The organism is Streptomyces sp. NPDC002577 (genome assembly GCF_053594815.1).
The window spans coordinates 37,300-59,354 of the sequence record NZ_JBSFWK010000055.1 but is presented as its reverse complement, the minus strand read 5'-3'; the positions used below and the strand labels follow the sequence as shown (position 1 = coordinate 59,354).

General features: G+C 69.2%; 19 protein-coding genes, 1 rRNA gene and 1 riboswitch. Of the genes, 15 read left to right on the top strand and 5 right to left on the bottom strand.

Annotated elements, in window-relative coordinates; genetic code table 11:
- The 11 genes from rrf to ACWD4J_RS38745 form a co-directional block, all read left to right on the top strand.
- Positions 1 to 89: ribosomal RNA gene (gene rrf, locus ACWD4J_RS38795) — 5S ribosomal RNA — on the top strand; the annotation flags it as partial.
- Positions 90 to 268: 179 nt separating this feature from the next.
- Positions 269 to 877 carry a CDP-alcohol phosphatidyltransferase family protein gene (locus ACWD4J_RS38790; protein ID WP_451400250.1) on the top strand — a complete coding sequence of 203 codons (609 nt, stop codon included), beginning with the start codon at positions 269 to 271 and terminating at the stop codon, positions 875 to 877.
- A 115-nt stretch (positions 878 to 992) separates the two neighbouring features.
- Complete coding sequence (locus ACWD4J_RS38785; protein WP_451400249.1) at positions 993 to 3,488, top strand: sugar phosphate nucleotidyltransferase; 2,496 nt, start codon at positions 993 to 995, stop codon at positions 3,486 to 3,488.
- Positions 3,489 to 3,576: 88 nt separating this feature from the next.
- The gene (locus tag ACWD4J_RS38780; RefSeq protein WP_451400248.1) at positions 3,577 to 4,479 is read left to right on the top strand and encodes a DUF881 domain-containing protein; all 903 of its coding nucleotides are present in this window, start codon (positions 3,577 to 3,579) and stop codon (positions 4,477 to 4,479) included.
- Positions 4,476 to 4,808, top strand: a complete 333-nt coding sequence (locus ACWD4J_RS38775; RefSeq protein ID WP_067272827.1) for a small basic family protein — start codon at positions 4,476 to 4,478, stop codon at positions 4,806 to 4,808. The genes ACWD4J_RS38780 and ACWD4J_RS38775 overlap by 4 nt, the downstream gene beginning before the upstream one ends.
- A gap of 5 nt (positions 4,809 to 4,813) precedes the next feature.
- Entirely contained in the window at positions 4,814 to 5,749 is a 936-nt protein-coding gene (locus ACWD4J_RS38770) for a DUF881 domain-containing protein (RefSeq protein WP_451400247.1), read from the top strand.
- A gap of 130 nt (positions 5,750 to 5,879) precedes the next feature.
- Positions 5,880 to 6,782: an FHA domain-containing protein gene (locus ACWD4J_RS38765; RefSeq protein ID WP_451400246.1), complete on the top strand. Its 903-nt coding sequence runs from the start codon at positions 5,880 to 5,882 to the stop codon at positions 6,780 to 6,782.
- A gap of 16 nt (positions 6,783 to 6,798) precedes the next feature.
- Positions 6,799 to 7,536: a transcriptional regulator FtsR gene (gene ftsR, locus ACWD4J_RS38760; protein ID WP_451400245.1), complete on the top strand. Its 738-nt coding sequence runs from the start codon at positions 6,799 to 6,801 to the stop codon at positions 7,534 to 7,536.
- A 75-nt stretch (positions 7,537 to 7,611) separates the two neighbouring features.
- Positions 7,612 to 8,085 carry a bifunctional nuclease family protein gene (locus tag ACWD4J_RS38755; RefSeq protein ID WP_067272821.1) on the top strand — a complete coding sequence of 158 codons (474 nt, stop codon included), beginning with the start codon at positions 7,612 to 7,614 and terminating at the stop codon, positions 8,083 to 8,085.
- 241 nt (positions 8,086 to 8,326) lie between these two features.
- On the top strand, positions 8,327 to 8,956 hold the full coding sequence (locus ACWD4J_RS38750; protein ID WP_451400244.1) for a MerR family transcriptional regulator: 630 nt from the start codon (positions 8,327 to 8,329) through the stop codon (positions 8,954 to 8,956).
- Between the two features lie 114 nt (positions 8,957 to 9,070).
- Positions 9,071 to 10,606 carry a DNA polymerase IV gene (locus ACWD4J_RS38745; protein WP_451400243.1) on the top strand — a complete coding sequence of 512 codons (1,536 nt, stop codon included), beginning with the start codon at positions 9,071 to 9,073 and terminating at the stop codon, positions 10,604 to 10,606.
- Here the strand turns inward: ACWD4J_RS38745 and ACWD4J_RS38740 are convergent.
- A complete protein-coding gene (locus ACWD4J_RS38740; RefSeq protein WP_451400242.1) occupies positions 10,522 to 10,899 on the bottom strand; it encodes a PRC-barrel domain-containing protein in 378 nt (125 codons plus the stop codon). The two genes, ACWD4J_RS38745 and ACWD4J_RS38740, sit on opposite strands and share 85 nt — an antisense overlap.
- Before the next feature lie 161 nt (positions 10,900 to 11,060).
- A riboswitch (glycine riboswitch) is annotated at positions 11,061 to 11,156 on the top strand.
- A 174-nt stretch (positions 11,157 to 11,330) separates the two neighbouring features.
- Here ACWD4J_RS38740 and gcvP point away from each other — a divergent pair.
- Positions 11,331 to 14,216, top strand: a complete 2,886-nt coding sequence (gene gcvP, locus ACWD4J_RS38735) for an aminomethyl-transferring glycine dehydrogenase (protein WP_451400241.1) — start codon at positions 11,331 to 11,333, stop codon at positions 14,214 to 14,216.
- A gap of 154 nt (positions 14,217 to 14,370) precedes the next feature.
- On the opposite strand, the gene ACWD4J_RS38730 is transcribed toward gcvP, so the two are convergent.
- Together ACWD4J_RS38730 and ACWD4J_RS38725 are read right to left on the bottom strand one after the other, a co-directional pair.
- Positions 14,371 to 14,577, bottom strand: coding sequence for a DUF5999 family protein (locus tag ACWD4J_RS38730; protein ID WP_451400240.1), 207 nt, complete (start codon positions 14,575 to 14,577; stop codon positions 14,371 to 14,373).
- A 303-nt stretch (positions 14,578 to 14,880) separates the two neighbouring features.
- Entirely contained in the window at positions 14,881 to 15,507 is a 627-nt protein-coding gene (locus tag ACWD4J_RS38725; RefSeq protein WP_451400239.1) for a hypothetical protein, read from the bottom strand.
- A gap of 480 nt (positions 15,508 to 15,987) precedes the next feature.
- Here ACWD4J_RS38725 and ACWD4J_RS38720 point away from each other — a divergent pair, with 480 nt between their 5' ends.
- On the top strand, positions 15,988 to 17,505 hold the full coding sequence (locus ACWD4J_RS38720) for a glutamate--cysteine ligase (protein WP_451400238.1): 1,518 nt from the start codon (positions 15,988 to 15,990) through the stop codon (positions 17,503 to 17,505).
- Between the two features lie 86 nt (positions 17,506 to 17,591).
- On the opposite strand, the gene ACWD4J_RS38715 is transcribed toward ACWD4J_RS38720, so the two are convergent.
- Complete coding sequence (locus ACWD4J_RS38715; protein WP_451400237.1) at positions 17,592 to 19,358, bottom strand: substrate-binding and VWA domain-containing protein; 1,767 nt, start codon at positions 19,356 to 19,358, stop codon at positions 17,592 to 17,594.
- A gap of 173 nt (positions 19,359 to 19,531) precedes the next feature.
- On the opposite strand from ACWD4J_RS38715, the gene ACWD4J_RS38710 reads away from it, so the two are divergent.
- The gene (locus ACWD4J_RS38710; protein ID WP_451400236.1) at positions 19,532 to 20,332 is read left to right on the top strand and encodes a CPBP family intramembrane glutamic endopeptidase; all 801 of its coding nucleotides are present in this window, start codon (positions 19,532 to 19,534) and stop codon (positions 20,330 to 20,332) included.
- A 68-nt stretch (positions 20,333 to 20,400) separates the two neighbouring features.
- On the opposite strand, the gene ACWD4J_RS38705 is transcribed toward ACWD4J_RS38710, so the two are convergent.
- Entirely contained in the window at positions 20,401 to 21,210 is an 810-nt protein-coding gene (locus tag ACWD4J_RS38705; RefSeq protein ID WP_451400235.1) for a PhzF family phenazine biosynthesis protein, read from the bottom strand.
- A 184-nt stretch (positions 21,211 to 21,394) separates the two neighbouring features.
- Between ACWD4J_RS38705 and ACWD4J_RS38700 the strand changes: the two genes are divergently transcribed.
- Positions 21,395 to 22,033 (top strand): PadR family transcriptional regulator, encoded by a 639-nt coding sequence (locus tag ACWD4J_RS38700; protein ID WP_451400234.1) that lies wholly within the window; start codon positions 21,395 to 21,397, stop codon positions 22,031 to 22,033.
- Positions 22,034 to 22,055: the final 22 nt, after the last annotated feature.

Genomic DNA, 22,055 nt, shown 5'->3' with positions numbered 1-22,055 from the left:
CCGGTTACATTCCGAACCCGGAAGCTAAGCCTCACAGCGCCGATGGTACTGCAGGGGGGACCCTGTGGGAGAGTAGGACGCCGCCGAACAAATTTGGAGCTAGCCCCTGTACCGGTTTACCGGTACAGGGGCTAGCTGTGTTTCCGTATTTCCTCAGGCCTCATGAGTTTCCCTGTTCGTTCTGTTCGATACCCCTCTGTACAGCCGGACGAAGGGTGAAGGTAAAGTCAGGGGGCATCGTAGGCACGTTCCCACAGGAGGCCCCCGGGTGGAGGTCCAGGAGACCCGCGTCCAGACGAACCGGGTCCTCACCATCCCGAACATCCTCAGCATGGCGCGTCTCGTCGGGGTGCCCCTCTTCCTGTGGTTGATCCTCAGGCCGGAGTTCGGCGGCCCCAAGAGCGACGACTGGGCGCTGCTCGTTCTGGCGTTCAGCGGTGTGAGCGACTATCTGGATGGCAAACTCGCGCGGCGCTGGAATCAGATCAGCAGCCTCGGCCGGCTACTCGATCCCGCGGCCGACCGGCTCTACATTCTGTCGACGCTGGTCGGTCTTACCTGGCGGGAGATTCTCCCGATCTGGTTGACTGCTGTACTTCTGGCGCGAGAGCTGGTTCTGCTGGTGATGGTGGGCATCCTCAGGCGGCATGGCTATCCGCCGCCGCAGGTCAACTTCCTGGGCAAGGCCGCAACCTTCAACCTGATGTATGCCTTCCCGCTACTTCTTCTCAGTGACGGAAGTAGCTGGATCTCCTCACTCGCTGCTATTTTCGGATGGGCGTTCGCAGGGTGGGGTACAACGCTGTACTGGTGGGCAGGGATCCTCTACGTGGTTCAGGTCCGCCGACTAATCAGGGCGGACGCCGTAGCCGATTGAGCTCGCCAGCAAGGCGGCCGTAGAAGGCTTGATGGCCCGTACCTGACATATGCGGGCCAATACGGACGGGTGCAGTCGGCTAGACCGTCGTCTCTTCAAGGAGGACGCTTCCGACATGAAGGCCGTCGTGATGGCCGGTGGTGAAGGCACACGTCTTCGCCCGATGACCTCGAGCATGCCCAAGCCGCTCCTGCCCGTGGTGAATCGCCCGATCATGGAGCATGTGCTTCGACTGCTCAAGAAGCATGGCCTTACCGAGACCGTGGTTACCGTTCAGTTCTTGGCGTCGCTCGTCAAGAACTATTTCGGAGACGGTGAAGAGCTCGGCATGGAGCTCACCTATGCGAACGAGGAGAAGCCACTCGGTACAGCCGGGAGTGTGAAGAACGCCGAGGAAGCGCTGAAGGACGACGCGTTCCTGGTGATTTCCGGTGATGCACTGACCGACTTCGACCTCACCGAGCTCATCAATTTCCACAAGGAAAAGGGTGCGCTCGTCACCGTATGCCTGACTCGCGTCCCGAACCCGCTGGAGTTCGGCATCACCATTCTCGACGAGAGCGGCAAGGTCGAGCGCTTCCTCGAGAAGCCGACGTGGGGCCAGGTCTTCTCGGACACGGTGAACACGGGTATCTACGTGATGGAACCCGAGGTGTTCGACTACGTAGAGGCGGACGTACCGGTCGACTGGTCCGGCGATGTCTTCCCCCAGCTCATGAAGGAAGGCAAGCCGGTCTACGGGTATGTCGCGGAGGGGTACTGGGAGGACGTCGGCACGCACGAAAGCTACGTCAAGGCCCAGGCCGACGTGCTCGAGGGCAAGGTCGACGTCGACATCGACGGTTTCGAGATCTCGCCCGGAGTATGGGTCGCCGAGGGTGCCGAAGTGCATCCCGACGCCGCGCTCCGCGGGCCGCTGTACATCGGCGACTACGCCAAGGTCGAGGCCGGGGCGGAGATCCGAGAGCACACCGTCGTGGGCTCCAACGTCGTCGTGAAGAGCGGTGCCTTCCTGCACAGGGCCGTCGTCCACGACAACGTCTACGTCGGGCAGCAGAGCAATCTGCGGGGCTGCGTGATCGGCAAGAACACCGACATCATGCGCGCGGCGCGGATCGAGGACGGTGCCGTCATCGGCGACGAGTGCCTCATCGGTGAGGAATCGATCGTGCAGGGCAACGTGCGGGTCTACCCGTTCAAGACCATCGAGGCCGGCGCGTTCGTCAACACGTCAGTGATCTGGGAGTCCCGCGGTCAGGCGCATCTGTTCGGTGCGCGAGGTGTCTCCGGCATCCTCAATGTGGAGATCACCCCGGAGCTCGCCGTGCGGCTGGCCGGGGCCTATGCGACGACCCTCAAAAAGGGCTCGACGGTGACCACCGCCCGAGACCACTCCCGAGGTGCCCGAGCGCTCAAGAGGGCGGTCATCTCTGCGTTGCAGGCCAGCGCCATCGAGGTACGGGACCTGGAGAACGTCCCGCTGCCCGTGGCCCGCCAGCAGACGGCGCGAGGCAGTGCGGGCGGCATCATGATCAGGACGACGCCCGGGGTGCCGGACTCCGTCGACATCATGTTCTTCGACGGTCGGGGGGCCGACCTCTCAGCGGCCGGCCAGCGGAAGCTGGACCGGGTCTTCGCGCGCCAGGAGTACCGGCGTGCATTCCCCGGAGAGATCGGGGACCTGCACTTCCCGTCGAGCGTCTTCGACTCGTACACGGGTTCGCTGCTCCGGAACGTCGACACCACGGGGATCGCCGAGTCGGGGCTCAAGGTCGTCGTCGACGCGTCGAACGGCAGTGCCGGACTCGTCCTGCCCAGCCTCCTCGGGAAGCTCGGCGTGGACTCGCTGACCATCAATCCCGGGCTTGACGAGGCCAGGCCCACCGAGACCGCCGAGGCGCGGAGGTCCGGGCTGGTCCGGCTCGGCGAGATCGTCGCTTCGGCGCGTGCCGCCTTCGGTGTGCGGTTCGACCCGGTGGGCGAGCGGCTGTCGCTCGTCGACGAGAAGGGCCGCATCGTCGAGGACGACCGGGCGCTGCTCGTCATGCTGGATCTGGTCGCTGCGGAACGGCGCAGTGGGCGCGTCGCGCTTCCGGTGACCACCACGCGTATCGCCGAGCAGGTCGCGGCGTACCACGGGACGCAGGTCGCATGGACCACGACGTCGCCGGACGACCTCACCCGCGTCGGGGCCGAGGACGGCACGATCTTCGGTGGCGACGGGCGTGGCGGCTTCATCGTGCCGGAGTTCGCCAGCGTCTTCGACGGCACGGCCGCCTTCGTACGGCTGATCGGGCTTGTGGCGCGTACGCAGCTCACGCTCAGCCAGATCGACGCGCGGATTCCGCGGGCGCACGTGCTGCGCCGGGACCTGGCCACGCCGTGGGCCGTCAAGGGCCTCGTCATGCGGCGTGTGGTGGAGGAGGCCGGCGACCGGTCCGTGGACACGACCGACGGCGTACGCGTCGTCGAGCCGGACGGCCGCTGGGTGATGGTGCTCCCCGACCCGGCCGAGGCCGTCACGCACCTGTGGGCGGAAGGGCCCGACGACGCGTCCGCGCAGGCACTTCTCGACGAGTGGTCGGCCGTCGTGGACAGCGCCGGCCGCTGATCGACGTGTGTGCCGGACAGCGCCCGTACGGGGTGCTGTCCGGCACACCGGTGGGGCCGTTCGGAGGTAGCGCCACCGGCGTGCGACGATGTGCGGCATGCCGCAGCAGCCCCCCATTCGGAGCACACCCGCGCGCCCGTCGCGGCCGGACGCCTCCATGTCGCTGCTCACCAACGTCATGGACCACAGCCTCGACGACGGCTACGCCGAGGCGGCGGCCCGGAGGAGCGCGACGGGCGACGGCCGTATGCCCCGCACCCTGCGTGCGAAGCTGGGGCTCGCCCTGGGTCTGGTGCTCGCAGCGCTCGTGGTGACCGTGGGCGCCGCCCAGGCCCGGGTGGCCGCTCCCGTCGTGGCCAAGGAGCGCGAGGAGCTCATCGACCGCATCGAGCAGGAGACGTCCGCGGCCGACAAGCTCGAGAGCAGTGTCGACAGCCTGCGCGACGACGTGAGCCGACGGCAGCGGGAGGCCCTGCAGACGCACGGGGGCGACCAGGGCGAACTGGTCGGACTCCTCTCGGGGGCGACCGCGGTGCACGGCCCGGGCCTGAAGCTGGTGGTCGACGACGCCAAGGAAGCAGACTCATCGGCAGGAGGCGGGCCGCGGGAGACCTCGGGGTTCTCCGACACGGGGCGGGTGCGGGACCGCGACATGCAGCGGGTGGTCAACGGCCTGTGGCAGGCGGGCGCCGAGGCCGTGGCGATCAACGGGCAGCGGCTCACGGCGCTGTCCGCGATCCGGGCCGCGGGTGAAGCGATCCTGGTCGACAACAAGCCGCTGGCCCCGCCGTACACGGTCCTGGTGGTGGGGGACGGCAGCCGGCTGAGCACCCGGTTCCACGACAGTGTCGACGGCCAGTATCTGCATGCGCTACAGGAGAACTTCGGGATCCGGACCAGCGTCTCCGTCGAGGACGACGTCCGGCTGCCCGCCGCACCGAGTGTGATCGTACGAACAGCAGAACCGAAGGCAGGGAAGGGCACATCGTGATCGCCGTACTGGGCCTCGTCGTGGGAGTCGTGGTCGGACTGCTGGTCCGTCCCGAGGTTCCGGCGGTGGTTGAGCCGTATCTTCCGATCGCCGTGGTCGCGGCGCTCGACGCCGTGTTCGGAGGCCTGCGGGCGATGCTCGACGGGATCTTCGACGACAAGGTCTTCGTGGTGTCGTTCCTGTCGAACGTCGTGGTCGCCGCGCTGATCGTGTTCCTCGGCGACAAGTTGGGTGTCGGCTCGCAGCTCTCCACGGGCGTCGTCGTCGTCCTCGGCATCCGTATCTTCTCCAACGCTGCCGCGATCCGTCGGCACGTGTTCCGGGCGTGAGGCCGATGAGCGAGGACAGGACGCCGGAGTCGCAGCTGCGCAAGGAACTACCGGGTGAGGTTCTGGAGGCCGATGAGGCTTCTGGGGCTTGCGAGGCGCAGGAGGCTGATGGGACCCCCAAGGAGGCGGTCGGCAAGGCATCGGCCAACTCTCAGGCCCCTGTGGAACCCTCCGACACACCCGAGACGTCCGCCGAGGACGAGACGCCGGAGCCTTCGCCGACCGGACGACAGCGGCTGGCGAAGAGCCTGTGGCCGCCGCGGGTCAGCCGTGCCCAACTGATCGTCGCCCTCCTGTTGTTCGTACTCGGTCTCGGACTGGCCATCCAGGTCCGCTCCAACAGCGACAACAGCGCGCTGCGCGGCGCACGCCAGGAAGATCTCGTACGCATCCTCGATGAACTCGATGACCGTACGCACCGTCTTGAGGATGAGAAGCAGCGTCTCGAGGACCAGCGCACCGAGCTGGAGACCAGCTCGGACCAGGCCGAGGAGGCCCGCAAGCAGACTGTCGAGAAGGAACGCCAACTCGGCATTCTGGCGGGCACGGTGGCGGCGCAGGGCCCCGGGATCACGCTGACCGTAGGAGACGGGAAGGGGACGATCGAGGCCGACATGCTGCTCGACGCCATCCAGGAGCTACGCGCGGCCGGGGCCGAGGCCATCCAGATCAACGACGTCCGGGTGGTCGCCGGCACCTACCTCGCCGATGCGGACGGCGGCGGTGTGAGCGTCGACGGGAACAAGATCACCCAGCCCTATCGTTTCAAGGTCATCGGCAATCCGCAGGACCTCGAGCCGGCGCTCAACATCCCCGGTGGGGTGGTGCAGACGCTGGAAAAGGAGCAGGCCACCGTGACGGTGACGCGCGCGCAGAAGATCGTCGTGGACGCCTTGCGGCCCGCGAAGCGGCCTGACTACGCTCGGTCGTCCTCTCGGTGAAGCCCAGGTGCATGGGGGGTGCCGTGGGAGGGCAGGAGGTTGCGGGGGGTCGGCGCACAGGACTGGTGGTGCGTGGTGGAAACTGTCTGATGGTTACGGACGTTGTGAAGATGTCCGGGTCGGCCGGTGAGTGCAGTCAGGGTTCGTCCTGCCCCACGGGCGGGTCTGTTTCAGTCAAGGGGAATCGCCCGTGAAGTTGTTTGCGAAGTTGTTCGGCAAGAGCGCGCGCCAGGACGGTGGCAGTGCCACCGCCCGGCACCGTGCACCAAGCCATGGGGAGGTCGAGGGGCAGGGTGCCGAGCGCCCCTTGTTCCGCGATCAGGTCGCTGGTCCGGGTGGTGACATTTCGGGCAATCAGGGCGCGTCTTCTGTTGACCCTGGCGCATCGGGGCGCATAGGTTTCGGGGAACCGTCAACCTCAAGTGCGGGTGGAGGGTTTGTCCCCGGCCCGTATGCACCCCATGCCCCTGCGGGGCAGCCGCGGCAGGAGGATCCGTCCATGTCGGCCTTGGTATGTACGAGGTGCGGGAACCGGAACGCCGAGGCCAGCCGATTCTGCTCCAACTGCGGCGCCCCCCTCCGGGCCGGATTGGTGGAGCGCTCCTCCGAGACGACCTCGACGATCTCCATTTCCGGTATCGAGGCCTACGACGCCGAGGTCACCGGTCAGACTCCGTCGCCGATGCTGTCTCCCGAGGCCCAGGCGGCGGTCGACGCGCTTCCGCTCGGCTCGGCGCTGCTGGTCGTCCGGCGGGGACCGAACTCGGGCAGCCGCTTCCTGCTGGACGGTGAGCTGACGACGGCCGGCCGGCACCCGCAGAGCGACATCTTCCTGGACGACGTCACCGTGTCGCGCCGCCACGTGGAGTTCCGCCGCGGAGTGGACGGCTCGTTCACGGTTGCCGACGTGGGCAGCCTCAACGGCACGTACGTCAACCGGGAGCGGATCGACTCGGTCGTCCTGTCGAACGGCGACGAGGTGCAGATCGGCAAGTACCGGCTGGTCTTCTACGCAAGCCAGCGGGGCATCTGACCTGTCAGGAAGGTCCATGCTGCAAACACCGAGCGGCGGTGCCGGGAGCGGCACCGCCGCAGCGGAGAGTCGGCTGATGAGCATCGGCACCGTGCTGAACGTGCTGCGCGACGAGTTCCCCGAGGTCACGATCTCCAAGATCCGCTTTCTGGAGTCGGAAGGCCTCATCGAGCCGCAGCGGACCCCGTCGGGCTATCGCAAGTTCAGCCCTGAGGACGTCGAGCGGCTCGGCCACGTCCTGCGGATGCAGCGGGACCACTATCTGCCGCTGCGGGTGATCCGCGAGCATCTGGACGCCCTGGAGCGCGGTGAGCCCGTGCAGCTGCCTTCCGTGGGCAGGCCGCGCGAGGGAACCGAGGGCGAGAGTTCCGCCGGAATCCCTACCGCCGCCCGCGTGGGCCGGGCCGAGCTTCTTGCGGCCGCCGAGATCGACGAGGAGCAGCTGGCGGAGTGGGAGTCCTACGGGCTCGTCGCTCCGCTGCCCGACGGCGGGTACGACGCGGAGGCGGTGACGGTCGCAGCCCTTGTCGTGGAACTCGGCGGTTTCGGAATCGAGCCGCGCCATCTGCGCGCGATGAAAGCCGCCGCAGAGCGGGACGCGGGGCTGGTCGACCAGGTCGTGGCTCCGTTGCGGCGACACCGTAACCCGCAGACCAGGGCCCATGCGGAGGCCCGTGCCAGGGAGCTCGCGGGGCTTACCGTGAAGCTGCATGCGGCGCTCGTGCAGACGGCGCTGGGCGTGCGCCTCCCCTGATTTCGTACAAGCTCGAACGGCGCCTGTGGAGTGCTCGACTACCCAAAGGTGCCGGGCACGGCCTAGGGTTGCTGTGTGAACGAGCTCGACGTCGTAGGTGTCCGGGTCGAAATGCCCTCCAACCAACCGATCGTGCTGCTGCGTGAAGTGGGAGGCGATCGGTACCTCCCCATCTGGATCGGCCCGGGGGAGGCGACCGCGATCGCCTTCGCCCAGCAGGGCATGGCGCCCGCGCGACCGCTGACCCACGATCTGTTCAAGGACGTGCTCGACGCGGTCGGCCAGGAACTCAGCGAAGTGCGCATCACGGACCTGCGCGAGGGCGTGTTCTACGCGGAGCTGGTGTTCGCGAGCGGAGTTGAGGTCAGTGCCCGGCCCTCCGACGCGATAGCGCTGGCGTTGCGCACCGGGACGCCGATCTACGGCAGCGACGGGGTGCTGGACGACGCGGGGATCGCGATCCCGGACGAGCAGGAGGACGAGGTGGAGAAGTTCCGCGAGTTCCTCGACCAGATCTCGCCCGAGGACTTCGGAACCAACAGCCAGTGAGACGCGTGCCCACCGCGGCCCGCAGCCGTCCGGTGCCGATCATGGCCGGCCCGGAAGGGGGGTCACGAGCGGTGGGTGACCGGCGGCCGCTGTCGGCACATTCGGCTAGCCTTTCCCCGCGGTGAGGTAAAGGAAACCACTCGTAGGGTGATTATCACTCGGCGTGCCGAGTGTGGCGATCGTTGACGCACCCCTGGTGACTGCCTACCGTCGAGAAGGCGGGTCAAGGACGGAGGTCGGCGTGAGAAGCAGCGGCGACGGTACGACTGGGGGTGGCCCCGGACGGGGACCGGTGGAGGCGTATCCGCTCCACAGCAGCACGGCCGACCACACTCCGAAACGGCGGGAAACGGTGTTGGGTAACGGCGGCGTAGCGGTCGAACAGATTGGCTACCGCGGTCCTACGGCCTGCGCGGCAGCCGGCATCACCTATCGGCAGCTGGACTACTGGGCGCGCACGGGCCTCGTCGAGCCGAGCGTGCGGCCGGCATACGGCTCGGGCAGCCAGCGGCTCTACAGCTTCCGGGACGTCGTCGTCCTGAAGATCGTGAAGCGGTTTCTCGACACCGGTGTGTCCCTGCAGAACATCCGCACCGCGGTGCAGCATCTGCGGGAGCGCGGGTTCCGCGACCTGGAGCGCATGACGCTGATGAGCGACGGCGCGACGGTCTACGAATGTTCGTCGCCCGACGAGGTCCACGATCTGCTGCAGGGCGGGCAGGGCATCTTCGGGATCGCCGTGGGCGTGGTGTGGCGGGACGTCGAGAGCGCCCTGTCACAGCTGCACGGCGAGCGCATCGACACCGGCGAGACGCTCGTCGGACACCACCCCGCCGACGAGCTCGCAAGGCGCCGCAACCGCGCTGTGTGAGCGCCGCCCGGTCGGGCCCGAAGGGCCGGTCATCGTCCGTGAGCCGCGGCATTGTCAGACCGCGGCCATTGTCGAACCGGGGCATTGTCAGTGGCGTGAGGCAGCATCGGTGGTGTGAGAACCGCGCCCACCATCCTGCATCTGGACATGGATGCCTTCTACGCCTCCGCGGAGCAGGCGGCGAAGCCGAGCCTGCGCGGAAAGGCCGTGGTGGTGGGCGGGCTGGGGCCCCGCGGAGTCGTCGCCACCGCCTCGTACGAAGCCCGTGCGTTCGGGGTGCACTCCGCGATGCCCATGGGCCAGGCACGCAGGCTCGCGCCCAACGCCGCGTATCTCGTGCCCCGCTTCGGGCTGTACCGGGAGATCAGCGAGCAGGTGATGGGGCTGCTGCACCAGCTGTCGCCGCTGGTCGAACCGCTCAGTCTGGACGAGGCCTTCGTGGACCTGGAGGCAGGCGGCACGGGCTGGGACGAGGACTCCGCGCGGGCCACCGGAGAGCGGTTGCGTGCGGACATCAAGGCGCTCACGGGGCTGACCGGGTCCGTGGGCCTCGCCGCGTCGAAGATGGTCGCCAAGATCGCCTCCGAGGAGGCCAAGCCGGACGGCCTCGTGCTGATACGGCCGGGCACGGAACGGGCCCTGCTCGGTCCTATGTCGGTGCGGGTGCTGCCGGGCGTCGGGCCGGCCACCGGCGACCATCTGCGGCGGGCCGGGATCACCACGGTCGAGGAGATCGCCGAGGCAGGGGAGGACGAGCTCGTACGGCTGCTGGGCAAGGCGCACGGGGCTGCCCTGTACGCGATGGCGCTGGCGCGGGACGAGCGGCCCGTGGTGGCCGAGCGGGACGCCAAGTCGGTGTCGGTCGAGGACACGTACGACGTGGACATCCATGAACGGGTGCGGATCCGCCTGGAGGTGCAGCGGCTCGCGGACCGGTGCGTGCAGCGGCTGCGGGGTGCCGGGCGGTCCGGCCGGACGGTGGTCCTCAAGGTGCGGCGGTACGACTTCTCGACGCTGACCCGGTCCGAGACCCTCCGCGGCCCCACGGACGACCCTGCCGTGGTCCGGGAGGCCGCGGGGCGGCTGCTCGAGGCCGTGGACACCACCGGTGGAGTGCGGCTGCTCGGGGTCGGCGTGAGCGGGCTCGCCGACTTCACACAGGAGGATCTGTTCGCCCAGGCGGCCGGGGAGCGTGCAGAGGAAGCGGAGCACGAGGACGCGGCGCAGCCGCCCGAAGGGGAAGAGCGGGCGCCGGCCGAGCGGCACTGGATGGCGGGTCGCGACGTACGGCATGCCGAGTACGGCGCGGGTTGGGTGCAGGGGAGCGGCCTGGGGCGGGTGACCGTCCGCTTCGAGACGCCCGGCTCCCCGCCGGGACGCGTACGAACGTTCAGGACCGACGATCCGGACCTGGAGCCGACCGAGCCTCTGCCGCTTGTCCCGGGACCAGGAGTGTCGGGCGAGGGCGGCGAGTACGGGATCGCGGGCGGAGAGCGTGACAGACCGGCTGAGCCGGAATCTGCGGGTCGCGGGAGCCCGCAAGCCGGACCGGGAGTCGAGGTGGCTCAGGTGTCCTCCGAATCCGCGAGGCGCCCGAAGTCGCGGTCAGGGGGCGGGGCGGCACCCGGTTCCGAGACGTCCAGGCCGTAGTGGTGGTACAGCTGCAGTTCCTGTTCGGGGGAGAGATGGCGGCCCACGCCGAAGTCGGGGGCGTCCTTGATGAGGGCGCGTTCGAAGGGGATCCGCAAGGTGCCCTCGACCAGCTCGCTCGGCTCCAGGGGCACGAAGGCGTCCCTGCTGAACAGGCCCGTGCGGATGGCCGCCCACTCCGGGATCCCGGTCGCGTCGTCGAGATAGACCTCGTCGACGGTGCCGATCTTGTGTCCGTCGCGGTCGAACGCCTTGCGACCTATCAGAGTGCGCGGATCGATGTCGGTCTGCACGGGCCCTCCAGCTGCTCGCAACTCATCCGTAAGCACTACGAAAGAGCACATTGGGCAAGGCGGCCACTCGAGACGCCGGGTGTCGCATCCGACGGGACCCGGAGCGAGGTCATGGGCGAGGCCCCGTGCCGGGCCCTCGCTGGTAGGCTGACACCGGCTGCTGACCCCGTGCGGGAGAGTCCTCCGGTCCTGATCGGAGGCGCCGAAGGAGCAAATCCTCCCCGGAATCTCTCAGGCCCCTGTACCGCACGGAAGAGGTCACTCTGGAAAGCAGGGCGGGCGTCGACGGCTTCCGCTCTCACCGACGGTGAAAACCGGGCGACATGTGCGTGCCGGTGAAACTCTCAGGTTGAGATGACAGAGGGGGAGGCCGTCCGGGCACCCGCGCGTGGTGCCCACGAAGGTCGCGTCAGACCAGGAGGCCTCCGCACATGACCGCCAACCGCATTCCGCTCTCCCAGCTGGAGCAGGGGATCCCCTTCGAGCAGCGGCACATCGGGCCCGATGCCGGGGAACGGGCCAAGATGCTCGCCCAGATCGGGTACGGCTCGCTCGACGAGCTCACCGCCGCCGCCGTACCGGATGTGATCAAGAGCGCCGATGCGCTGGAGCTGCCCGGTGCGCGGACCGAGGCCGAGGTGCTGGCCGAGCTGCGCTCGCTCGCCGCTCGCAACCAGGTCCTCGACTCGATGATCGGTCTCGGCTACTACGGCACGTTCACCCCGCCGGTGATCCTGCGCAACGTCATGGAGAACCCTGCCTGGTACACCGCCTACACGCCGTACCAGCCGGAGATCTCGCAGGGCCGCCTCGAGGCGCTGCTGAACTTCCAGACGACGGTGGCCGAGCTGACCGGGCTGCCCACCTCGGGTGCCTCGCTGCTCGACGAGGGCACGGCGGCGGCCGAGGCCATGGCGCTCTCCCGCCGTGTCGGCAAGGTGAAGAACGGCGTCTTCCTCGTCGACGCCGACGCGCTGCCGCAGACCATCGCCGTGATCGAGACGCGCGCCGAGCCGACCGGCGTCGAGGTGGTTGTCGCCGACCTGTCCGACGGCATCCCGGCCGACGTCGCCGGGCGCGGGGTCGTGGGTGTGCTCCTGCAGTACCCGGGTGCATCGGGTGCCGTGCGCGACCTCAAGCCCGTCATCGACCAGGCGCACGAGCTCGGTGCGATCGTCACCGTCGCCGCCGATCTGCTGGCCCTCACCCTGCTGACCTCGCCGGGCGAGCTGGGAGCCGACATCGCCGTCGGCACCACCCAGCGGTTCGGTGTGCCGATGGGCTTCGGCGGCCCGCACGCCGGCTACATGGCGGTCCACGAGAAGTTCGCCCGCAACCTGCCCGGCCGTCTGGTCGGCGTCTCCGTCGACGCCGACGGCAACAAGGCGTACCGCCTCGCGCTGCAGACCCGCGAGCAGCACATCCGCCGCGAGAAGGCCACCAGCAACATCTGCACCGCGCAGGTGCTCCTCGCCGTGATGGCGGGCATGTACGCCGTCTACCACGGCTCGGACGGCCTGAAGGCGATCGCGCAGCGGACCCACCGGTACGCCACGATCCTCGCCGAGGGCCTGCGGGCCGGCGGAGTCGAGGTCGTGCACGGCGCGTACTTCGACACGCTGACCGCCCGGGTTCCGGGCAAGGCGGCCGAGATCGTCTCCGCGGCCCGTGAGCGCGGGGTCAACGTACGTCTGGTCGACGCCGACCACGTGGGCATCGCCTGCGACGAGACCACCACGCGTGCGCAGCTGGGCGCCGTCTGGACGGCCTTCGGCGTCGAGGCGGACATCGAGGCGCTGGACGCGACGGCCGCCGAGGCGCTGCCCGAGTCGCTGCTGCGCACCGACGACTTCCTCACGCATCCGGTGTTCCACCAGCACCGCTCGGAGACCGCGATGCTGCGCTACCTGCGCAGGCTCGCCGACCGCGACTACGCGCTCGACCGCGGCATGATCCCGCTGGGCTCCTGCACGATGAAGCTCAACGCGACCACGGAGATGGAGCCGATCACCTGGCCCGAGTTCGGCCAGCTGCACCCCTTCGCGCCGGCCGACCAGGCACAGGGGTACCTCACGCTCATCACGGAGCTGGAGGAGCGGCTCGCGGAGGTCACCGGCTACGACAAGGTGTCGCTGCAGCCGAATGCCGGTTCGCAGGGTGAGCTCGCCGGTCTGCTGGCCGTACGCGGCTACCACCGGGCCAACGGCGACGACCAGCGCACGGTCTGCCTCATCCCGTCGTCGGCGCACGGCACCAACGCCGCGAGCGCGGTCATGGCGGGCATGAAGGTCGTGGTCGTGAAGACCGCGGACGACGGCGAGATCGACGTCGAGGACCTGCGCGCCAAGATCGAGCAGTACCGCGACGAGCTGTCCGTACTCATGATTACGTACCCGTCGACGCACGGTGTGTTCGAGGAGCACGTCGCCGACATCTGCGCGGCCGTGCACGACGCGGGCGGTCAGGTGTACGTGGACGGCGCGAACCTGAACGCGCTGGTGGGCCTCGCCAAGCCGGGCCACTTCGGTGGCGACGTGTCGCACCTGAACCTGCACAAGACGTTCTGCATCCCGCACGGCGGCGGCGGCCCCGGTGTCGGCCCCGTCGGCGTCCGGGCGCACCTCGCCCCGTATCTGCCGAACCACCCGCTGCAGCCAGCGGCGGGCCCTGCGACCGGTGTCGGCCCGATCTCCGCCGCCCCCTGGGGTTCCGCCGGAATCCTGCCCATCTCCTGGGCGTACGTGCGGCTCATGGGCGGCGAGGGGCTGAAGCGTGCGACGCAGGTCGCCGTGCTGTCCGCCAACTACGTCGCCAAGCGGCTCGAGCCGCACTACCCGGTGCTCTACACGGGCCCCGGCGGGCTCGTCGCACACGAGTGCATCATCGATCTGCGGCCGCTGACCAAGGCGACCGGCGTGACCGTCGACGACGTGGCCAAGCGCCTCATCGACTACGGCTTCCACGCGCCGACGATGTCGTTCCCGGTGGCCGGGACGCTGATGATCGAGCCGACCGAGAGCGAGGACCTCGGCGAGCTCGACCGGTTCTGCGAGGCGATGATCGCCATCCACGCGGAGATCGAGAAGGTCGGGGCGGGGGAGTGGCCCGCGGACGACAACCCGCTCGCGAACGCACCGCACACCGCGGGTGCGCTGGCCGGTGAGTGGGAGCACGCGTACTCCCGCGAGGAGGCCGTCTTCCCGGCGGGCGTCTCGGCCGCCGCCAAGTACTGGCCGCCGGTGCGCCGCATCGACCAGGCCTACGGCGACCGGAACCTGGTCTGCTCCTGCCCGCCGCTGGACGCGTACGAGGACTGACGCGACGCGTCCTGACCGGTTCGTGGCAGCTCGTGCCGCGTGCCGGGGACGGCCGTGCGGCATGCGTCGGGGCCGGTTCGGAGATGTCTCCGGGCCGGCCCCTCATATGTCCGGACGGTCCCTGACCTGCCGCCCTCGACGGTGTGCGTACCGCTCAGGCGGCCCTGACCACCTGGCCCGTGCCCAGCGGGCGGTGCGGGGCGATGATCCGGCCGTCCGGCAGCAGCTCACCGGTGTCCTCGAAGAGCAGGACGCCGTTGCAGAGCAGGCTCCATCCCTGCTCCGGGTGGTGCGCCACGGGGACCGCGGCCTCGCGGTCGGCGGAGTCTGCTGTCGGGCACGGTGGCTGGTGCTGGCACATGGATGGGTTCTTTCGCTGCGATGTGATGTCTGTCCTGCGGCTCGATGCCTCGTTCATGGCCGCCCCCCGTTCAGTTCGGTCCGGAACCAGTGTTGCCCCACGGGCGAGAATCCGCAGGGATTTGGCAGCACCTCTCCTCACAGGTTGATGACGCATCACCCGTGCGGACGGTTCACCCCAACTGCACTCTCCCTTCGGGCGGTTCGCCGTGGTCCCACGGGACTAGTCCGGATGGGTCGGTGGGCATGCGTGCGCCCCGCGGCCGGACTACCACGGCAGCGGGGCGCACGAGGTGGACGCTCTTCAGGCGGCCGGCTGGGCCGGCTCTGTCGGGTGGGCCGGCCCGGCCGGCTGGCCGACCAGGGGAGTCCGGTTCAGCCGGTGGGTCACCACGGGCAGCAGGTCCGCGACGAGGTGCGGGCGGTGTGCGGCGATGCCGGGCGGTGCGGGCGCGATCGGCACCAGGACGTCCGTCGCGGCCGGATTGCCTACGGCACCGTCCGCCGTGCAGTCGCCGTGCAGCCACAGGGTGAGCATGTACAGCTCGGGCACCGACAGCAGTCGGGGCTGGTACGGCGTGGCCATGACCTCGGCCTGGCGCAGTGCCAGCTCGGTGGCGGCGATGTAGGGGCCCTCGAAGAAGTGCGAGAAGGCCCATCCGTCGGGTGTCAGCCTCGTCTCGGCAGCGGCCACCGCGCGGTCGCCCGCGCGGATCAGAAACCGCCAGCCGGTGAGGGTGGTGGTGGGTGAGGAACCGGCCGGGGTGTCCCGGTCCAGTACGTGTACGGGCAGGGGCAGTTCGGGTGTGACGGGTCCCTCGACGGAGCGCAGGGACGGGGTGTGGGCCTCGCGGACCGCGGTGGGGGAACCGAGTGCCGTGAGGACGCTGCGAAGTGCGGGCGCGGGAGCCGGGGGAACATGCAGCGGCATGGTGGGTCGCCTCTCATCCGACAGGCATGGTGGGACCAGGGGAAGGTGCAGACATCGCTGTGAGCTCGCGGGGTCAGAGGGGGCGGGGGCATCGGCCAAGCGCCAACTCTCTGCCTCGCCAGCGGAGTTTATACGACGGTTGTTCACGCAGTGTTTCGCCTAGCCGTCCACCGTATTGCAGGCAAGGCCGATTTAGGCCGCTCTAAAGAGGTGTTCGTCCCGATTCTCTGGGTAGTCAAGTCCCTGACCTCGCATTCTCCGGTGGAAGCGGACGGCTGAAACTCGTCGGCTATTTCACCAGACAACTACGAGCGGTATCTGCAGAGTGTGACATGCCCCGTGAATGTGCCGCGGGACATCCGCGCAGAGCGTACCGGGTCATGGGCCGGTCAAGGGGCGTTATCGATCAATTGCCTGGGCATCATCCCCGGTGACACTGCGGCCGGTCCGTCGGCTGCCCGTCCGAGGAGGGACGCTTCGATGGGGGAGAAGGTCGAGGCAGCCGCGTTCGACCTGGCCGATCGGCACGAGTACCGGAGGAAGCTCCGGCAGTGCCTGGCGGGGCTGGCGCGCCTCCTGGAAGAGAAGCGCTTCGATCGACCCAGGAACCTGATGGGTCTGGAGATCGAGCTGAATCTCGTCGGGGCCGATGGCCTGCCGAGAATGATGAATGCAGAAGTGTTGAAGCGCATCGCCAGTCGCGATTTCCAGACCGAACTGGGAATGTTCAATCTGGAAGTGAACATAGCGCCACACCGATTGGAGAACCGCGTTCTCGACCGGCTCGCCGAGGAGCTGCGGACGGCACTCGCATATGCCGATCGCAAAGCGAACGAGGTCGATGCGGGGATCGCGCTGATCGGCATTCTGCCGACTCTCGGGCGCCATCACCTGGTTTCCGGAAACCTCTCGGACGTCGATCGCTACATGCTGCTCAACCAGCAGATCGTGGCGGCCCGCGGAGAGGATTTCGCCCTCGACATCGAGGGCGTGGAACATCTCGTGTGCACCTCGGCGTCCATAGCGCCGGAGGCTGCCTGTACCTCCGTGCAGCTCCATCTGCAGGTCACACCCCAGCGATTCGCGGACGTGTGGAACGCCGCGCAGGCCGTCGCCGCGGTGCAGATCGCCGTGTGTGCGAACTCTCCGTTCCTGTTCGGGCGTGAGCTGTGGCGGGAGTCCCGGGTCCCGCTGTTCCTCCAGTCCACCGACACGCGGCCGCCCGAGCTGCAGGCGCAGGGGGTGCGGCCGCGCACCTGGTTCGGGGAGCGGTGGATCAACGACGCGTACGAACTCTTCGAGGAGAACCTGAAGTACTTCCCCGCGCTGCTCCCCCTCCCCGACGGGGAGGATCCGTTGAGCGTCCTGGACGAGGGCGGGGTGCCGCGCCTTGCCGAGCTCGTGCTGCACAACGGCACCGTCTACCGCTGGAACCGGCCGGTGTACGGCATCGCGGACGGCGTCCCCCATCTGCGCGTGGAGAACCGCGTGCTGCCTGCCGGACCCACCGTCACCGACGTCGTCGCCAACGCCGCCTTCTACTACGGCGTCGTACGGGCACTCGCCTCGGACGCGCGGCCCGTGTGGACCCGGATGCCGTTCGAGGCCGCGGCCGACAACTTCGAGACGGCATGCCGCCATGGCATCGAGGCGCAGCTGCAGTGGCCGCGCCCCGGTCGGCGCGGCGGGACGGCCGAGGTGCCGGCGGTGGCCCTCGTACGCGACGAGCTGTTGCCGCTCGCCGCCGCGGGCCTCGACGCGTGGGGCGTCGAGCCCGCCGACCGCGACTTCTACCTCGGCGTGATCGAGGAGCGGTGCCGCAGGCGGGTCAACGGCGCGTCCTGGCAGGCGGCCACGTTCCACCGTGCGCTGGAGAGCGGCCTCGACCGGGACGCCGCGCTCGCCGCCACCACGCGGCGCTACTGCGAGCTGATGCGCGCCGGTGAGCCGGTGCATACGTGGCCGGTGGGGTTGCCTGCGGCGGTGCCGACGGGGTGACGGCACGCGCCTGGGCGTCCCCCGGCTACCGCTTGGAGGTGCCCCCGGACGGGCTGTAATGCGCCGGCCGGACGCAGTCCCCGAAGTCAGTCCTGGGCGCCCGCCTCCATGATCGCCTTGAGTATGACAGCGTGGATCTGCGACGGATCGGTGACCCGGTGGCCGGATCCGCCGGTGGCCTCTGCGATCGCCTGCAGCTCCTTCTGGTCCGCTTCGGGACCCACGGCGATCGCGATGAGCGGTATGGGGCGCTTGGGGTCGGCGAGTTCGCGCAGCCTGGAGATCAGCTGGGAGCGGGAGATGCTGCCCGGGTCCTGGTTCACGCCGTCGGTGAGGATCACCAGGGCGTTGAATTTGCCGCTCACATACGAGGCCGTGGCCGCCTTGTACGCGGCGAGCGTGGTGTCGTACAGGCCGGTCGCCCCGCCTTGGACGGGCTGCAGGCCGGCGAAGGCGGCGGACAGTCTGCCCCGTTGTGTGCTGTTCCCCTTGCTGTCGCCGAGGCGTGCGGTCGGCACCAGCTCGCGATAGTCGCGGGCCCCGTCGAGATGCGTGGAGAACTCCCACAGGCCGATCTCGTCCTCCGGCGTGAACTGTGCGAGAGCCTGCAGCAGCGACGCCTTCGTCACCTCCATACGGGACTGGCCGTGTCCCGGGACGATCTCCGCCATGGAGCCGGAGGCGTCGACGACGGTGGTGAGCCGGGCGCTCTGCACCGTGATCGTCCACATGCCCAGCGTCTCCTGGAGATCCTTGTCATCGGGGTCTTCGGAGGCGGCCTCGGCGTAGGGCTGCGGGGAGCGCCCGCCGGCCTCCGTGACGAGTTCTGCCGACACCGTGTCCTCGTCCGTGCGGAACCCGTGCTCGGCCAGGATCCGCTGCCCGGCGTCCTCGCCGAGCAGCGTCATGAAGCGCAGTGCCGCGCGGCTCTCGTCCGTGGTCAGGCGTGTCTCGTCGACCATCGTGAAGGGGTAGTCGAGCCGCGGTGACCCGTCCTTGGGGTAGAAGAGGTCGAGGCCGTCCCCGCCGTCGGCCGACGAGTTGTACGTGAAAGCGGCCTGCTCGGAGAGGAACAGCGCCTGGTTGCGGCGCGGATTGCCCTCCTCGGTGCCCGAGGAGTCGCGGGCCAGCGTTTCCAGGGCCTGGGAGTCGCTGTCGGCCGTGCGCTGCGAGAGCACTTTCGCCATCGCGGCCACCTGGGTGTCCCCGTCGGGGCCGGTCCGCTCCGCGGACGCGCCCAGTGCGGTCAGCGCGAGCAGACCGGTCGCGCTGCGCGCCGGGTCGGCGGCGCCGAGCCGCAGCTTGTCGTCCTGCATCGCCGCGCCCGTCAGTTCGGCCCAGGAGTACGTCTTCTTCGGGAAGCCCAGCGACTCGGCGGCCGACGGGACCATGGCCACCCCGATCGGGGACGAGGCGATGTCGCCGGTCGTCGTGACGGACGTGCGCCCGCCGTCGGTGGCTCGCTCGACCCACAGGTCGGAGTCCGGAACCCACACCTGGTAGTCCGGCTGGTCCGTGTTCTTCTTCAGGGCTGCTGCCACCTCGTACGCCTCGCGCGCGGTCACACGGATGTCCATGCAGTTCCCGTCCGAGGTGACGTTCTTGTCGCGGACGTACCGTGCGGCGGAGCGCAGGGCGGGTGCGACGTCCGGGGAGGCGACCACGTCGAGGTGCACCGTGGTGTCGTCGCACGCGCCGCCGAACGGCAGCAGGCCGCCGCGCACCGCGCCCGCGGTGCCCGCGGCGACGGCCAGTACCAGGACCGTGGCGATGGCCACGGCACGGCGGCGGGCTCGAGGAGGGGACTCGATGTCGGCTGTCCCATACTCGTCGGGCAAGCTGTGACGTCCCATGGCGGTGGTGCCCCTCCTTGATAAGCCTTGAGCGGTAGAGCAAGGAAAAGGGGAAGGCACGGTTCCACAGCGTCCGTCCCCCCGGCCGGTCGCGCACGATCTTCGTACTTGTTGTCGAGACCTTAGCGGGACGTCGGTGGGGATGAGGCGGGATTAGTCAACTGGAGGCAGGAGTGCAGGCGGAGGCAGGGCCGGTGGCCGGTTCTTATCCAGAGGAGCGGCTCTCACGGCGGATCTTCCGGGACGAGACACTTCTCGTTCTGGGGCTTTCGCTCGGTGCGAGTGGGGTGTCCGCACTGATCAGCTTTGTCGGTTCGGTCACCAAGCCGGGAGGTCTGAAGGACCAGGCGGCCACGATGAACGCCTCGGCGGCTCCGGGCCGTCCATGGCTTGATCTCGCATGGCAGCTGTTCGGTATCGCGACCGCACTGGTGCCCGTCTTGCTGGTAGCGCACTTCCTGCTGCGGGAGGGCGCGGGGTTGCGCACGATCGGCTTCGATCGCTCCCGGCCGTGGACCGATCTGGGCCGCGGCGCCGTGATCGCAGCGGTGATCGGCAGTACGGGCATCGCCTTCTACCTGGCGGCACGCGGCCTGGGGTTCAACCTGACAGTGGTGCCCGAGGCGCTGCCCGACGTGTGGTGGAAGTACCCCGTGCTCGTTCTGGCGGCGATCCAGAACGCCGTCCTGGAGGAAGTGATCGTGGTCGGCTATCTGCTGCGCCGGCTGGATCGGTTGGGGTGGACGCCGGTCGCCGCGCTCGCGGGCAGCGCTGTGCTGCGCGGTTCGTACCACCTCTACCAGGGGGTCGGCGGATTCGTCGGCAACATGGCGATGGGCGTCGTCTTCGTGCTCCTGTACCGGCGGTGGGGCCGGGTGGGGCCGCTGGTGGTCGCCCATTCGCTGCTCGATATCGGGGCGTTCGTCGGGTATGCGCTGCTGGCCGGGAAGGTGGGGTGGCTGCCCACGGCGTGACCGCGTGACGGCATGACGTGCTGCGATGGGGGCGTACGAACTCTTGCTCGTACGCCCCCACAGTGCTGTCAGGCGAGGAGCTCCCCGTCGATGACCGTGACTGCGCGGCCGGTCAGCAGCGTGCGGTCGCCCTGGAGTTCCGTGCGGACCAGGCCGGAGCGGGCCGATGCCTGCAGGCCCGTCAGTTCGGTACGGCCCAGGCGTCCGGACCAGAAGGGCGCGAGCGCCGTGTGCGCACTGCCGGTGACCGGGTCCTCGTCGATGCCGACGCGGGGGAAGAAGCAGCGCGAGACGAAGTCGTAGCCGCGGGCCGGGTCTTCGGCGGGGGCGGTCGCGATGATGCCGCGCTTCGAGTGCTCGACCAGGGCCTTCAGATCCGGGGCGAGCGCGAGGACCGCCTTTTCGTCGGCGAACTCGACGAGCAGATCGCCCGTGTGCGGGCCGGTGTCGTACGCGGAGAGGGGCTGTGCACCCAGGGCGGCCGGCACTCCTTCGGGGATGTCCACCCGGGTGAGCGGGGCGGTCGGGAAGTCCAGCGTGATGCTGCCGTCCGCGCGTACGGTCGCGGCGAGGACGCCGCTGCGCGTGGCGAAGCGCACCGTGCCGTCGGCGGCGCCGGTGGTGTGCAGGACATGGGCGGTGGCCAGCGTCGCATGGCCGCACAGGTCGACCTCGGTGGCGGGCGTGAACCAGCGCAGAGCCCAGTCGGCCTCGCCGCCCTCGGGCAGCGGGTGGGCGAACGCGGTCTCCGCGTGGTTGACCTCGGTGGCCACCTGCTGCAGCGACTCGGCGTCCGGGAACTCCTCCAGGAGTACGACTCCGGCCGGGTTGCCGGCGAAGGGCCGGTCGGTGAAGGCATCGACGATTCGAATCCGCATGAGGGCGACGTTAGGGGCGTCCTGGAGGCGGGGGCCAAGGCCAATCGCCGGAACCTGGCCCCCTTTGTGCGGCAGCCCCCTTCGTGCGGCAGTCGGGGATCGCGCGAGAAGGCATTGCCATCCGAGCGTTCCCGATATATCGTTGACGCATCGCGACCGATCAACGATGGAAGGAGCGATTGCGATGCGTTCCCATGGATACGAACACGGACATGGACACGGGAAGGGGCCGTTCGGGCCCGGCCATCAGGGTCGGGGCGGCTTCGAAGGCCGCCGGGCCGCCTTCGGCCCGTTCGGCCCAGGTGGTTTCGGCCCCGGCTTCGGCCCGGGTGGACCCTGGGGCGGGCGCGGTGGCCGAGGCGGACCGGGAGGTCCGAGGGGCAGGGCGCGGCGCGGTGACGTACGCGCGTCGATCCTCGCCCTGCTCAAGGACCGCCCGATGCACGGCTACGAGATGATCCGGGAGATCGGCGAGCGGAGTGGAGGGGTGTGGAAGCCCAGCCCCGGGTCGGTGTACCCGACGCTCCAGCTGCTCGAGGACGAAGGCCTGATCGCCAGTGCGGACCAAGGCGGCAAGAAGCTGTTCTCGCTCACCGAGTCCGGCCGCGAGGCGGCCGACGAGGTGCCCGAGGCGCCCTGGGAAGAGGCCGGGCGCGGGGTCGACTGGGAGGCGCTGCACGAGATCCGGCAGGCCGGCTTCGGCCTGATGGAGGCGTTCGGGCAGGTCTGGAAGACCGGCACCAAGGAGCAGCGCGAAAAGGCGCTCTCCGTGATCAATGAGGCCCGCAAGAAGCTGTACCTGATCCTGGCCGACGAGGACTGACGCCCGCTGGGCTGACGACGGA

Coding starts and splice junctions, on each gene's coding strand:
- ACWD4J_RS38705 (WP_451400235.1), bottom strand. CDS start 21,210: ATGCGGATTCGAATCGTCGATGCCTTCACCGACCGGCCCTTCGCCGGC.
- ACWD4J_RS38770 (WP_451400247.1), top strand. CDS start 4,814: ATGAGCGAGGACAGGACGCCGGAGTCGCAGCTGCGCAAGGAACTACCG.
- ACWD4J_RS38780 (WP_451400248.1), top strand. CDS start 3,577: ATGTGCGGCATGCCGCAGCAGCCCCCCATTCGGAGCACACCCGCGCGC.
- ACWD4J_RS38725 (WP_451400239.1), bottom strand. CDS start 15,507: ATGCCGCTGCATGTTCCCCCGGCTCCCGCGCCCGCACTTCGCAGCGTC.
- ACWD4J_RS38720 (WP_451400238.1), top strand. CDS start 15,988: ATGGGGGAGAAGGTCGAGGCAGCCGCGTTCGACCTGGCCGATCGGCAC.
- gcvP (WP_451400241.1), top strand. CDS start 11,331: ATGACCGCCAACCGCATTCCGCTCTCCCAGCTGGAGCAGGGGATCCCC.
- ACWD4J_RS38785 (WP_451400249.1), top strand. CDS start 993: ATGAAGGCCGTCGTGATGGCCGGTGGTGAAGGCACACGTCTTCGCCCG.
- ACWD4J_RS38715 (WP_451400237.1), bottom strand. CDS start 19,358: ATGGGACGTCACAGCTTGCCCGACGAGTATGGGACAGCCGACATCGAG.
- ftsR (WP_451400245.1), top strand. CDS start 6,799: ATGCTGCAAACACCGAGCGGCGGTGCCGGGAGCGGCACCGCCGCAGCG.
- ACWD4J_RS38730 (WP_451400240.1), bottom strand. CDS start 14,577: ATGTGCCAGCACCAGCCACCGTGCCCGACAGCAGACTCCGCCGACCGC.
- ACWD4J_RS38700 (WP_451400234.1), top strand. CDS start 21,395: ATGCGTTCCCATGGATACGAACACGGACATGGACACGGGAAGGGGCCG.